Origin of the sequence: Shewanella sp. BJSY2023SW007 (assembly GCF_047314525.1) — a bacterium.
GTDB classification, from domain to species: domain Bacteria; phylum Pseudomonadota; class Gammaproteobacteria; order Enterobacterales; family Shewanellaceae; genus Shewanella; species Shewanella chilikensis.
Window position 1 is genome coordinate 14,674 of record NZ_JBKORL010000106.1, and the last position, 13,878, is coordinate 28,551.

13 protein-coding genes are annotated in these 13,878 nt (G+C 55.0%); 11 read left to right on the top strand and 2 right to left on the bottom strand.

Annotation, left to right across the window (positions count from 1 at the left end):
* On the bottom strand, window positions 1-498 hold the full coding sequence (locus ACMHXE_RS19160; RefSeq protein ID WP_101056966.1) for a TlpA family protein disulfide reductase: 498 nt from the start codon (window positions 496-498) through the stop codon (window positions 1-3).
* Between the two features lie 322 nt (window positions 499-820).
* Between ACMHXE_RS19160 and hyaA the strand changes: the two genes are divergently transcribed.
* From hyaA to hypA, 11 genes are all read left to right on the top strand, one after another.
* Window positions 821-1,957, top strand: a complete 1,137-nt coding sequence (hyaA, locus tag ACMHXE_RS19165) for a nickel-dependent hydrogenase small subunit (RefSeq protein WP_101056968.1) — start codon at window positions 821-823, stop codon at window positions 1,955-1,957.
* Between the two features lie 3 nt (window positions 1,958-1,960).
* A complete protein-coding gene (hyaB, locus tag ACMHXE_RS19170; protein ID WP_224866555.1) occupies window positions 1,961-3,664 on the top strand; it encodes a nickel-dependent hydrogenase large subunit in 1,704 nt (567 codons plus the stop codon).
* A gap of 12 nt (window positions 3,665-3,676) precedes the next feature.
* Complete coding sequence (gene cybH, locus ACMHXE_RS19175; RefSeq protein WP_044734539.1) at window positions 3,677-4,348, top strand: Ni/Fe-hydrogenase, b-type cytochrome subunit; 672 nt, start codon at window positions 3,677-3,679, stop codon at window positions 4,346-4,348.
* 7 nt (window positions 4,349-4,355) lie between these two features.
* The gene (locus ACMHXE_RS19180; protein WP_025887315.1) at window positions 4,356-4,955 is read left to right on the top strand and encodes a HyaD/HybD family hydrogenase maturation endopeptidase; all 600 of its coding nucleotides are present in this window, start codon (window positions 4,356-4,358) and stop codon (window positions 4,953-4,955) included.
* Window positions 4,942-6,825, top strand: coding sequence for a NiFe hydrogenase (locus tag ACMHXE_RS19185; RefSeq protein WP_413733091.1), 1,884 nt, complete (start codon window positions 4,942-4,944; stop codon window positions 6,823-6,825). Before ACMHXE_RS19180 ends, ACMHXE_RS19185 begins: the two co-directional genes overlap by 14 nt.
* Window positions 6,825-9,401: a carbamoyltransferase HypF gene (hypF, locus tag ACMHXE_RS19190; RefSeq protein ID WP_413733093.1), complete on the top strand. Its 2,577-nt coding sequence runs from the start codon at window positions 6,825-6,827 to the stop codon at window positions 9,399-9,401. Before ACMHXE_RS19185 ends, hypF begins: the two co-directional genes overlap by 1 nt.
* Window positions 9,402-9,476: 75 nt before the next feature.
* Window positions 9,477-10,334, top strand: a complete 858-nt coding sequence (gene hypB, locus ACMHXE_RS19195; RefSeq protein WP_413733095.1) for a hydrogenase nickel incorporation protein HypB — start codon at window positions 9,477-9,479, stop codon at window positions 10,332-10,334.
* On the top strand, window positions 10,334-10,582 hold the full coding sequence (locus tag ACMHXE_RS19200) for a HypC/HybG/HupF family hydrogenase formation chaperone (protein ID WP_025010286.1): 249 nt from the start codon (window positions 10,334-10,336) through the stop codon (window positions 10,580-10,582). The genes hypB and ACMHXE_RS19200 overlap by 1 nt, the downstream gene beginning before the upstream one ends.
* The gene (gene hypD, locus ACMHXE_RS19205) at window positions 10,569-11,693 is read left to right on the top strand and encodes a hydrogenase formation protein HypD (protein ID WP_413733097.1); all 1,125 of its coding nucleotides are present in this window, start codon (window positions 10,569-10,571) and stop codon (window positions 11,691-11,693) included. The genes ACMHXE_RS19200 and hypD overlap by 14 nt, the downstream gene beginning before the upstream one ends.
* Window positions 11,693-12,697 (top strand): hydrogenase expression/formation protein HypE, encoded by a 1,005-nt coding sequence (gene hypE / locus ACMHXE_RS19210; protein WP_101056980.1) that lies wholly within the window; start codon window positions 11,693-11,695, stop codon window positions 12,695-12,697. The genes hypD and hypE overlap by 1 nt, the downstream gene beginning before the upstream one ends.
* Window positions 12,697-13,044 (top strand): hydrogenase maturation nickel metallochaperone HypA, encoded by a 348-nt coding sequence (gene hypA / locus ACMHXE_RS19215; RefSeq protein ID WP_044734544.1) that lies wholly within the window; start codon window positions 12,697-12,699, stop codon window positions 13,042-13,044. The genes hypE and hypA overlap by 1 nt, the downstream gene beginning before the upstream one ends.
* A 208-nt stretch (window positions 13,045-13,252) precedes the next feature.
* Here hypA and ACMHXE_RS19220 read toward each other — a convergent pair.
* Window positions 13,253-13,878, bottom strand: a 626-nt coding sequence (locus tag ACMHXE_RS19220) for an IS256 family transposase (RefSeq protein ID WP_224868444.1), incomplete at its 5' end; no start/stop codon positions are given.

Sequence of the window (13,878 nt, forward strand, 5' to 3'; positions counted from 1 at the left end):
TTACTCCTTTAAAGCACGCTTGAGTTCAGCCTCATACTGGCTTTGTCGCTCGCTGAAAAAACCAACATGGCTACCAAGCAGTTTTCCATCCCGATCAAATAGAAAACTTGAGGGCATCCCCTGTAAATCCAGTCTGCGCGCCAGTCGTCCTTCAGGGTCATAAAGCACATCAAAGTCGGCATCCAGTTGCTGGAGAAACTCTCTCCCCAATTGGGAGTCAGTGTCCAGATTCACCGCAACTATGGCAAGACCCGCCTCACGGTATTTGTGATGCATCTGCTGCATCCAGGGGAAGGATTTGCGACATGGCGCACACCAAGAGGCCCAGAAGTCCAAATAAATCACCTTACCCTTGTAGTCATTGAGGCTGACTTGAGTACCATCATCACGGCTTAATGCCAGCGCCAATGGGGACTGTAGCGGTTTAGCATGCCCTGCACCACAAAAAACAAACAAAAGTATCACAAGTGGCTGTTGCAGCAATTTTTTGACGCTCATAGGTCGGACCCTCTCGATTCACTTGCAGCCCACAATTTCCAATTTTTGAAAAAATAGCTATAAAACGGATAGATAAGGATTTTAAGTTTGGCAAATAACAAATCTCAAATGCCCCAAAAGGGATAGTTGGACAATTTGTCCAATCCCTTGCCGTGCCATTTTGATCCCGATCATGTAATTAAAAAGTAAACTTACCAAAAATCACACCCCGGCAGAAATCTTGATGCATATCAACTTTAATCATTCTGTTGCGACCTACACTCATAGGCGTGATTTGTGTGAGTTAAAAGCTATTACATTCTTATAAATAAAAGGTTCAACCATGGACACACATGCAGCCCTTTACGAGCAAGGACGGCAACGGCTGGAGAAGTTGCGCCAGCTGCCTGCCCGTCATGACAAATCTTTACAGGAACGTATGCTGGAACTCGGCCTGACCCGCCGTGATTTCATGAAGTGGAGTGCTTCGGTTACCGCCATGATGGCGCTGCCCTTGCCCTTCTCCAATCTGGTGGCCGAAGCCGCTGAACTGGCCGATCGGGTACCTCTGATCTGGTTACACCTGGCCGAGTGCACAGGTTGCTCCGAATCTCTGGTGCGCGCCGATACCCCGAATCTGGATTCGTTGATCTTCGATCATATCTCACTGGAATACCACGAGACCCTGATGGCAGCCGCCGGCTGGCAAGCAGAAGAGAATCTGGAGCACGCCCTGGAAGCCTACAAAGGCAACTACCTGCTGGCGGTTGAAGGGGCTGTACCAACGGCCAATAATGGCGCCTTCTTAACAGTTGGTTGTAAGGGCCATACAGGGCTCGAAATTGTCAAGCATGCCGCCGAAGGCGCTGCCGCGATAATTTCCGTGGGTACTTGCGCCGCCTTCGGTGGGGTTCAGGCCGCCGCGCCCAACCCAACCGGTGCCAAGGGTGTCCATGAAGTGGTCAACAAGACAGTCATCAACCTGGGCGGCTGCCCACCGAGTGAAAAGAATATTGTCGGCACCCTGATGTACTTCATCATGTTCGGCAAGCTCCCTGCCCTGGACATGTTCAACCGGCCCAAATGGGCCTATGGTGCCAGGGTGCACGACAATTGTGAGCGTCGCGGCCGTTTCGACGCCGGTGAATTTGTCGAGGAATTCGGCGATACCGGCGCCAAAGAAGGCTACTGCCTCTACAAGGTAGGCTGTAAGGGCCCTTACACCTACAATAATTGCCCAACCGAGCGCTTCAATCACCATACCAGTTGGCCTGTGCTGGCCGGTCATGGCTGCATGGGCTGCTCCGAGCCCAACTTCTGGGATGATATGGCTGACTTTGAAAAACCTCTTGGCAGACAACTGCTGCATGGCCTGGATGCTACCGCCGATACCATAGGCGCTGTCATTCTCGGTGCCACTGTGGTGGGTATCGGCGCCCATGCGGTTGCCAGTCTGTTTGCCGGTTCGAAGGAGGATTAATCAATGAACCAACGTGTAGTCATAGATCCCATTACCCGTATCGAAGGCCACCTGCGTGTTGAAGTCGAAGTCGATGAAAACAACGTGGTGCAAAAAGCCTGGTCCTCCTCCACCCTATGGCGCGGTATTGAGGTGATCCTCAAAGGCCGTACGCCTATGGATGTGGGCCTTATCGTGCAGCGGATCTGCGGGGTGTGTACCTATTCCCACTATCGCTGCGGCACCGAAGCGGTGGAAAATGCCCTCGGGATGAAAATTCCGCTCAACGCCCGTTATCTGCGCTCCTTGATGCATACTTCGCTGATCATGCACGACCATATAGTACATTTCTATCATCTGCATGGTCTGGACTGGGTCGATGTGGTTTCAGCCCTCAGCGCCGATCCTGCCAAGGCTGCCCAGGTAGCACTCAAATACACTGACAAGCCGATTGCCGCCGGTGAAGGCGAGCTCAAAGCCGTTCAAGAGAGAGTCAAAGGCTTTGTCGAAACCGGTAAACTTGGACCTTTCGCCAATGCCTATTGGGGTAACGGCACCTATAAGTTCACCCCTGAGCAGAACTTGATCGCCCTGTCGCACTACCTTAAGGCATTGGAAGTACAACGAGTCGCGGCAGAGATGATGGCGATTTTCGGCGGCAAGCAGCCTCACCCTCAGTCTCTGGTGGTCGGCGGTGTGACCTCGGTGCGTGACATGTTGAGCCCGGCTAGATTGCAGGAATGGAAACAAAAACATGCCATTGTGGCCGACTTTATTGAACGTGGTTACAAGGCCGATATCGTAATGGCGGCCGAAGCCTTCGGCGGCGAAGCCTCGGTACTGGGCGGCGTTAACATCAAGAGCTTTATGGCCACCAACGACTTTGTCACTGCTGATGGTGAATATCTGTTTGAGCAAGGGGTTATCCTCAAGGGCGACCTGGCCGGTGTCAGCGATATCAACCCGGATCTGATTGCCGAAGACGTCACCCACGCCTGGTATAAGGCCGATAAGCCGCAACACCCTTACGACGGCACCACAATTCCGGATTACACCGGCTTTGTTGAGCGCGACACAGTTTACGGCAAACTGCCAACCTTGGATGGCGACAACAAATACAGTTGGGTGAAATCGCCTCGCTACCAGGGTGAACCTGTGGAAGTGGGCCCGCTTGCCTGTATGCTAGTGAACTATGCCAGAGGCAATCAAGTGGTGGTCGATGCCGTCAATGGTTTGCTGCAACGTACCGGCTTACCGATTGAAGCCCTGTTCACCACCCTTGGCCGCACCGCAGCACGCATGTTGCAAACCTCGATAGTGGCCAAAGAGGGGTTACGCACCTTCGATGCCTTGCTGACCAATATCCAGAGTGATGACAGCACTTATATCAAGCCTGAACTTGACAGCAACAAGGAATATGTCGGCCACGCCATGCTCGAAGCACCGCGCGGTATGCTCAGTCACTGGATCCGCATCAAGGGAGGACTGGTGGAGAACTATCAGGCCGTGGTGCCCACCACCTGGAACGCAGGGCCTGTGGACGCCAAGGGGCAGATGGGGCCTTATGAGGCATCACTGATAGGCTTGAAGCTTGAAGATCCCGCCAAGCCACTGGAAGTGATCCGCATTATTCACTCTTTCGATCCCTGTATGGCCTGTGCCGTACACGTGATGGATTACAAGGGGCAATCCTTGGGCGAATTCCGTATCGATCCCAATGCCCGCTAAGGAGGAAGCGTCATGGCTACATCGAGTGTTTCCTATAAACAGGAGATAGTATTCAGCGCCGCGATCCGGATATTTCACTGGCTCAGAGCGCTGGCGATTTTGGTACTTGTGATGACAGGCTTTTATATCGCCTGGCCGTTTCTGGTAGCGCCCGAGTCCAGTGATGTGTTGGTGCAAGGCTGGATCCGCTTTGCCCACCTGATCTTCGGCTTTATCCTCTGTGCCATTACCCTGGCCCGCGCTTATCTGTTCTTCTTCAGCAAGAGCGATATTGAGCGGCGCTCGTTTAGGGATGTGATGAGCTTGAAGAGTTGGATAGTTCAGCTCAAGTCCTATCTGTGGATGGGTAAGCTGAACAAGGCCGGTGTCTATGGCCCACTGCAGTTTATGACGTATCTGGCAGTGTCTGTAATGGCTGCGGTGATCTGTATTACCGGGCTGGTACTCTATGCCAACGTCTACCATCAAGGTATGGGCGGCTGGCTGTGGGATATCTCCGGCTGGATCACGGCGCAGATGGGTGGCCTGGCCATGGTCAGGATCTGGCACCATTATCTGACCTGGGCCTTTGTCATCTTCGTGGTTATCCACGTTTATATGGCAGTCTGGACAGGTATCCGCTTCAAACATAACTCAGTGGACTCTATTGTCTCAGGTTATGACTATCACCCGGACAAGCACTAGAGGTCAGATGAAGATATTGCTGCTGGGTATTGGCAATGTCCTGTACGCCGATGAAGGTATCGGCGTACATTTTGTCAATTACCTCAATGAAAACTATCAATTTACTCACCCAAGCGACCAGCTCGATCTCCTCGACGGCGGCACCCTGGCACAGGGACTTACCCCCATCATCGCCAAGTACGACGCTTTGCTTTTGGTCGATACAGTCAATGCCGCAGGCGCCAAACCCGGCGAAGTCTATTTCTTCGACTTCGATAAGGCTCCGCCTGAAATCGATTGGCAAGGCAGCGCCCATGAAGTGGAAATGCTGCAAACCCTGATCATGATGGAGATGCTTGGCGACAGGCCCCACACCATGGTGCTTGGCATCACCCCAACCGTGATTGAACCCATGACCCTTGGGCTCACACCGCAAATTGCCGCCGCCGTGCCCTTGATGGAAACCACGCTTATCAACTATCTGCAGCACCTTGGCTGGCAATGCCAAAAAACCGGTAACACAGACATAGAAGCCCTTATTCCCCACTCCTATCGCCCAAAGCTATCTGTAGCAGCAAAGGTCGATGAAGAAGACAAACTGCCGGAAACATCCCATGAAACTCGTTAGATTCGAATTTGACTGCGCCTCGCAGCAGCCTTGGTATGGGCATTTATGTAACCAATATCTTAATTACGATAAGCTGAATATCACTATCGCCCTGTTGCCGCTGAAATCTGCGGCCAAGCAAAGCGCTGCTGCCGCCCTTGAGCACAATCATCAGGCGCCCAGGATCCTCTGGCGATATATTCTCGAAGCCGAGGGAAACCAGAGTGAGCTTGAGCAGCTCGCCGATGAGATTGCGGGTGATTTTCTCTTGAGCACCAGCTTACTGGACTCACGTATTTTACTGGCCGAGGAAAGACTCGGCGCCGCCACACCACTGGCTTTAACCGACCTTCTTCCCAATGTAGCCGCTCGGCCGAGCCTGGCGTTTTGTCAGCACTGCCAGCCTCGTTTGGGCGATAACCAACACCCTGATTTTGCCAATATCCGTTTGCCCTGCCCCCACTGCCATGGCGAAGAGGCGGTATTGGCCGAGCCGGAGCTCTGCGCCCTGCAACCAAGCGATATCCGCGCCATGGCCGAGCAACTGCTTGGGGGCAAATCGCTCACGCTCACCGACAGCGGCAATCGGCGCCTAAAACTGAGTCTCAAACAAGATGATATGCCTCAGGGCATTCCCAGCGGCCAAACACTTATCTGCTGCAATCCCAATAGCCTCAACGCCCACTTCCTGTTGACCGATGCCGAAGTGCTGGCGCTTTCTTCGATGGAAAAACCTGCGCTGCGGTTAAGACCCAGCTCGCAGCACCCCAGGCTCACACAGCCCTTGTACTCAGTGGCGTTTGCCGATAGCAGACTGCTGTTGATCATCTGCGAGTATTTGCGTATCAAGGGCTGCGATTATCTGTTTGCCAGCGAGTTATCCCAGCCTTCCCGTGTAGAGCTAAGCTGGATAGCCGGTCACTATCTGCCGCTCTATACTCACCAGGCGCGGCTGAGTAAGGCAAGCTCAGGCCATGCTTTGCCGGAAACCCTGCACGATGAGGCAAGGTTCGGCAAATCAGTGGCGACCGTTCAAAGCCTGGGCAACAAAAAAGAGCCACAAATTGTATTGAGAGCCGCCACGGAGAATGACGCGAATATCTGGCAAGTGGCCACTGATCACGGCGCCGAATGCGCCTTCAACGCGCTGCTGGCCGAATTCTGCGGTATAAAAAAAGCTGCACTGCTCTATTTCAGCGGCTCAAATCCATCTCAGATACGCTATCTGGATAAGGACGGCAAACAAGAGTGCTTCTTTGAGCTGACTCAACTGCCCGCCAGCGGCTATGAGATAGTACACGCACTGGAACAAAGCCCGCAGCGCACTGTGGTGCAAAAATTCAAAAGCCAATTCCCCGAGTGTTATAACCGCCTGCTGGATCTTGGCAGTCAGCAGCCATCCGCCTTCCCAGGGTTGGATGCGCTGTGGGCCGTTATCGCCATCATCAGTGGGCTGGGGCAACAGGGGCAGTCGGCCACTGAGCTTAAAGATGCCTTTATCGCCGCCGCCATGAGTTACAAGGGCGCCAACGCACCGCGAATCGATTACCCCTTGGCCAAGGGCGAAGCGGTGCGCGGCCTTAACTGGTGCAAAACGCTGGGCACTGTCATGAGTTTCCGCCTCGCCGGTGACACAGATGCCGCCAAGCTCTGCTTCGCCGCCCAGGATTCACTGGCCGACTACCTGGCCAACTGGGTCGAGCATCTGGATCTCAGCGTTGGTATAGATTGTGTCTTTCTGGCCGGCAGCGCCATGGCCAACCCGGTTCTGAGCAAGAGAATCGCCATTCGCATCGGCAAAAACTTCCCGCTGGCAGCCAGTCAGCTGCTCGATCTCGATGGCGCCCTACTCGCCGGCGGCGCACTTTGGCTCAGGCAAAGGAGGCGCTGATGACAGCGCTTGTTGCCCAAAGCTTCAATATCAAAGGCATAGTCCAGGGAGTGGGTTTTCGCCCCTGGATTTTCCAGTTGGCAAAACGCTTTCAGCTCACGGGCCATGTGCTCAACGATGGCCAGGGCGTCAGCATATTGGTGCAAGGTCCGGAGATGGCGCTGGCGGGCTTTCGAGCCGCGCTCGATACCGAGCGCCCGCCGCTGTGCCGCATTGATGAGCTCACCGTCAGCCATGCCCAAGTGCAGGACTTGCAAGATTTCACCATAGCGCACAGCAGTGCGGGGCAAGCGGCGGCCATAGTCACTGTGGGCAGCGACAAGAGCAGCTGCGATGCCTGCTTGGCCGAGATACGCGATCCCAACAATCGCCACTTCGGTTACCCCTTCACCAACTGCACCCACTGCGGCCCCAGATACACCATTATCCGCAACCTGCCCTACGACAGACACAATACCGCCATGGCGGGCTTTGCCCTTTGTGATGCCTGCCGCCAAGCCTATGAAGACCCGATGGACAGGCGCTATCACGCCCAGCCGGTCAGTTGCCCCAAATGTGGCCCCGAGCTGACACTGCGTAGCGCAGGCGGCGAAATCCTCGCCAAGAGAGAGCAAGCGCTGGCGCAAACCATTGCTCTTATCGAACAGGGCAAAATCCTCGCCATTAAGGGCCTAGGGGGCTTTCATCTGATCTGCGATGCCGGTAATCATGACGCAGTCACTGAACTTAGGCGCCGCAAGTGCCGCCCGGCCAAGCCGCTGGCACTGATGATGCCCTCAATCGAGTTCGCCAAACAATATGCCGAAGGCTCGAGCGCCGAGTGGCAACTGCTCAGTAGTCAGGAGCGGCCGATTGTGCTTATGGCCAAGAAGCAACACCATGCTGACGCTCCGGCACTCAGCAGCGCCATAGCGCCGGATATCGATCGGCTGGGTTTGTTCCTGCCCTATACGCCGCTGCATACCCTGCTGCTCGACGGCCTGCAGCGGCCGCTGGTGGCCACCAGTGCCAACCGCTCCGGCGAGCCGATTATCACAGACGGCGACGAAGTGCTGCAGCAACTCGGCAAACCACCTCTGGCTGTGGTCGATGCAATACTGGATCATAACCGCCCCATCATCAACGGCTGTGACGACTCTGTGGTGCAGATGCTGGATGATGAACTGCAAGTACTGCGTCTCGCCCGCGGTTATGCACCGCTGAGCCTGCCAAGCAAGAGCTTGGCGAGCATGAACATAATAAGCAAGAGCTTGGCGAGCATGAACATAGTAAGCAAGAGCTTGGCGAGCATGAACATAGTAAGCAAGAGCTTGGCGAGCATGAACATAGTAAGTAAAAGCTTGGTTAGCATGAACACAGCAAGCAAAAGCTTGGCGAATAAGGACTCTGGAGACAACAGCTCCAACAAGCTGCCGTCACTGCTGGCTGTGGGCCCACAACAGAAAAACACCCTGGCGCTCAATATCGGTAATCAGCTCTATCTCAGCCCCCATATAGGCGATCTTTTCAGTGTTGAGGCCGAGGGCTATTTCGAGCGCACTTTGCAGAGTTTCCAGCGCCTGTACCGCTTTGAGCCCGAGGCCATCATCCGCGATAAACACCCCGACTACGCCTCCAGCCGCTGGGCCGAGCGTCAAAGTGCTCGGCAGCTTGAGGTGCAGCACCACTTCGCCCATCTGCTGGCGGTGATGGCTGCAAATGATTACAGCGGCAAGGTGCTGGGCTTCAGCTTTGATGGCACGGGGCTTGGAGATGACAACCAGCTCTGGGGCGGCGAACTGCTGCTGGCAGACTGTCAGGGCTTTCAGCGCCTGGCAACCCTGAGCCCGATGACACTGCTCGGTGGCGAGCAGGCCATTCGCGAGCCTTGGCGCCTGCTCTATAGCTTGCTGTTGCAAAACCATGGCATTGAAGAGTTGCAGCAATTGGCGGTCTTTGCCGCCGAGCCTGCAGCCAAGCTGACAAACCTTGGCAAGCTCGCCAACAGTGGCATAGGTCCCAAGAGCCATTCCATCGGCCGTTTATTCGATGCCGCCGCCGCGCTGCTGGCGAACTTGAGACTCAGCCAATATGAAGGCCAAGCCGGGATTATCCTGGAAACCCTTGCCCGCAGGGCTATTGCCGCCGGGAAACAGCAAAGGGTTGAGAAGCTTGGCTTAGAGCTGAAGCTTGAACATGAGCTCGAGCCGACTAACACTCGCGCCGAGCTGGTGCTTGGGCAGTGGCAAAGCGCGCCGTTATTTTCGGCGCTGCTGCTAGCCTGGCGCACCGAGCCGGACAGTGAACTGCTGGCGCTGGCCTTTATTCAGGCCATAGGCAAAGGGATTATTACCGCGGCGCTCAAGGCCCGTAACTGGCTCAAGGCCGAAGGAATAGACGAGCTGCCGCTGGTACTGAGCGGCGGCGTGTTTCAAAGTAGGCTTCTCAGTGAATACTGCCACCGGGAACTCGCCCGACTTGAATTTCACCGCTTGAAACCCGGCCTGGTGCCGGTCAATGATGGCGGTATCGCCCTCGGGCAGCTCTGGTATGGATTACATCAACCCGGGCTCACACAGAGCCTGGCCGAACGTTGAAATTACTGATTGATATCAAGGCATCTGCCGCCAAAGCGGCGCATGCTCAGATTAAGGAACCAAAGGGAGTTCATTATGTGTAAAGATTGCGGATGTTCACTGCCTAGGGGCAACGGCGGGCATCATTCTCACGAGCATGGTCATTCTCACGGACACGATCACAATCACAGTCACGATCACTCTCATGACCATTCCCATGAGCACTCTCACAGCCATTCTCACAGCCATGGCACAGCACACACCAACCCACAGCTGAACGACAGCAAGACACTGTCGGTGATCCACAAGATCCTCGACAAAAACGATATCGAAGCCCAGCACAACCGTGAACACTTCGAATCCCACGGGGTGATGGCCTTCAATATCATGAGTAGCCCCGGCAGTGGCAAAACCAGCCTGCTGGAGCATCTTGGTGCCTATACAGACAAAAAATACTGCGTCATTGAGGGCGATCTGGAAACCTCGCGGGATGCCGACCGCCTCAAGGCCAAGGGCATAGAAGCGATTCAGATCCAAACCGGCAGCGCCTGCCACCTGGATGCCTTTATGGTGCACGGTGCCCTGCACCAGCAAGCGCTCGACAACATGGATATCTGCTTTGTCGAGAACGTCGGCAACCTAGTGTGCCCGGCCAGTTATGATGTGGGCACCCACATGAATATTGTGCTGGTTTCCATCCCCGAGGGCGACGACAAGATTGAAAAATATCCTGTGATGTTCCACCGCGCCGATCTGGTGCTGCTGACCAAGTGCGATCTGCTGCCCTACTTTGACTTTGATGTCGCCGAGGCCCGCGCCCAGGTGAGTAAACTCAACCCCAAGGCCGAGGTATTGGAAGTCTCTACCAAAGATCCCGCCAGTTTGACCCGGGTCGCCCTGTGGCTGGATAAGCAGCTCGCCGCCTTTGCCGAGCGCACTTCGGAGGCCTGCTGATGTGTTTGTCTATCCCATCCCAGGTAGTGGAGCTACACCCCGAAAGCCAGAGCGTTACCGTGGAGACCCTGGGGGTTAAACGCACAGTGAGCTGTCATCTGTTGGATGAACCGCTTGCCATTGGTGACTATGTGCTTATCCATATCGGCTTTGTGATGAACAAGATAGATGCCGAATCTGCCGCCGAGAGTCTGGCGCTGTACCGTGAGATAGCGGCCAAACTGGAGGCGGAAGATGGCAGAGCTTGAACTCAAGCAGCTGTACGACGGCTTTCGCTGCCCGGCCACTATCCGAAATCTGGCCGAGGAAATCGCCGCACTGGCTCCCAAGCTGGCCGAGCCGCTCAATATCATGGAGGTCTGCGGCGGCCACACCCACACCATAATGAAATATGGCCTGCTGCAGCTGCTGCCGGAAAATATCCATTTCATCCATGGCCCGGGTTGCCCTGTATGTGTCATGCCCAAGGAGCGGATAGATCAGGCCGCCGCCCTCGCCCGCCTCGATGATGTGATCTTGGTGACCCTGGGCGATATGATCCGGGTTCCCGGCTCCAAGGGCTCGCTCGCCTCGGTGCGCGCCGAAGGCCATGATATCCGCGCCGTCTACGCCCCGCTCGATGCGCTGAAAATCGCCGCCGATAACCCGGACAAGACCATAGTCTATTTTGCCATCGGCTTTGAAACCTCCACGCCGATGACGGCGGTACTGCTGGAGCAAGCCGAAGCCAAGGGCATTAGTAACCTCTTGTTTCATATCAACCATGTGCTGGTACCACCGGCAATAGATGCGGTAATGAGCCACCCCGAGACCAAGGTCAACGCCTTTATCGGCCCGGCCCACGTCAGCGTTATCAGTGGCGCCCGCATCTATCGCCCGGCGGTAGAACGTTATCACACCCCTGTGGTGGTCTCGGGCTTCGAGCCGGTTGATGTCATGCAATCCATTCTCGCGCTGGTCAAACAGAAAGTCAGCGGCCTCTGTGAACTGGAAAACCAGTATCAACGCGCCGTCAGCGAACAGGGCAATCTATTGGCGCAGCAAAAGGTAGCGCAATTTTTTAAGGTACGCCCCAGTTTTCGTTGGCGCGGCCTTGGACCCATTGCCGACTCGGCACTGATGCTAAAACCCGAATACAGTCACAGAGATGCCGAACGCCGCTTTGCCGAACGCTTGCCGGTGAAACAGATAGACGATCACAAGGCCTGCCAATGCGGCGATATTCTGCGCGGCATGGCCAATCCCAAGGATTGCAAAGTATTTGGCCGCGGCTGCACCCCGCAAACACCGCTCGGCAGTTGCATGGTCAGCTCTGAAGGCGCCTGCAATGCCTATTACAGATATGCCGGAGTAAACTGATGTCCGATAAACGAGTACAACTGAGCCATGGCGGCGGTGGCCGGGAAATGGCCGAGCTTATCAACAAGCTGTTTTTCGATGCCTTCGACAACCCCATTCTCAGACGCGAAGAAGACGCCGCCTGTCTGCATCTTGGCGGCGATTGCGCCTTTACCACAGACTCATTTACCGTGGCGCCGCTGTTCTTCAAAGGCGGCGACATCGGCAAGCTGGCCATTGCCGGCACAGTCAACGACTTAGCTATGATGGGCGCCGAGCCGCAATATTTAAGCTGTGGTTTTATCATAGAGGAAGGCTTTGAAATCAGCCGTCTGAAACAGATAGTCGCCAGCATGGCCGATGCCCTGTCTCAATGCGGAGCCCGCATCGTCTGCGGCGATACCAAGGTAGTGCCCAAAGGCTGCGCCGATGGCATTTTCATCAATACCTCAGGGGTAGGCCGCATTCTCAAGCCTGGCATTTCGGCTCATGCGCTCAAAAGCGGCGATGCCATCTTGCTTTCGCGGGACATAGGCCGTCACGGCGCCGCCATCCTGAGTGCCCGTGAAGGGCTGGAGCTGGAGTCTGAACTCAGCTCCGACTGCGCCGTGCTCTGGAATGTGGTGGAGCAACTGATCGCCGCCAATCTGGAGATCCACGCCATGCGTGATGCTACCCGCGGCGGCTTGTCGGCTGTGCTCAACGAGTGGGCCAAGGCCTCAAACAAGGGCATTACCCTCAAAGAAACCGCCATTCCCGTCTGTGATGAGGTGCGCGGCGTCTGTGAACTCTACGGTTTTGAGCCCTGGGATCTCGCCAACGAAGGCAGCTTTGTCGTCGCCCTGCCCCGCGAACTCGCCGAAGGCGCGGTCGAAATCATGCGCCGCTTCGGTCATTGCGACCAGGCCTGCATCATAGGCGATGTAGGCGAACAACATCCGGGTAAAGTGGTACTGGAATCGGCCTGGGGCAGTCGCCGTTATTTGGATCTGCCACAGGGCGAGCTGTTGCCGAGGATCTGTTGATGCACGAGTACTCTATCGTCAGTGCCCTGATGGAGCAGTGCCAGCAACTCGCCGCCGAGCACGGCGCCAAGGGCATTGCCCGGGTCGCCATCAAGATAGGTGCCATGAGCGGCGTCGAACCTGAGTTGGTTCGCACCGCCTTCAACACCTTTCGTGAGCACAGTGTCTGCCACCAAGCCGTGCTCGATATCGACATAGCGCCGCTGACGCTCTCCTGCAATCAGTGCCGGCAGCAAAGTACCCCAGAGGAGCGCACCGTCATCTGCCCCCACTGCCACAGCCAGGATACCCGGGTCATAGACGGCGAAGATATGCTATTGATGCAACTCGAGTTAATCACAGATTAATCCTGCACAGGCAAAGCGGCGCAGCTATCTGTGTTGAACTGCACTTGTAAAACTTAGGGCCAAGGGCTATCGCTTCAATAATGCCTTTGGCCTTTTCCTCTATCCTTTCTTACTACAGCCTTCTCGCCAATAAAACCTGTGCCTGCCTACTGCTAAATTATCCAGGCAGATAACAGAGGGTGTTCAAAATTCTGTGTCACGTTAAAAATCACAGATCGATGTGAGCATCCAGTCGTCCTTCAAAATGGATGGACAGCTGAGATAGCGTTAAATTCCAGTTTTGAATCGGGTGTGACCACCGCTCCTGAGCCTTCAATATACCGGCGTAGAGCAGTTTGAGTAAACTGTTCTCGTTGGCAAAACCACCCTTGGTTTTCGTCAGTTTACGAAACTGACGATGTACGGCCTCAACCGCGTTCGTGGTGTAGATAGCCTTACGCACGTATTCCGGGTACTTAAAATAGGTCGATAACAGCGCCCACTTGTTGCGCCAGGACTTGATGACCACAGGATATTTGTCGCCCCATTTGGCTTCCAGCTCGTCCAGCGCCATCTCAGCTGCATTGAGGGTTGTGGCTTTATAGACACACTTTAAATCAGCCATAAACGCCTTCTGGTTTTTAGACGCTACGTATTTCATTGAGTTACGAATTTGATGAATGATGCATGACTGCACCTCTGTATGTGGGTAAATGGTTTCAATGGCTTCAGGGAAGCCTTTAAGGCCATCGACACAGGCAATCAGGATGTCTTTAATTCCGCGACTATGAAGATCGGTTAGTATACTTAGCCACTGATGTGCACCTTCAGTGTCTGAGATATACAAGCCCAACA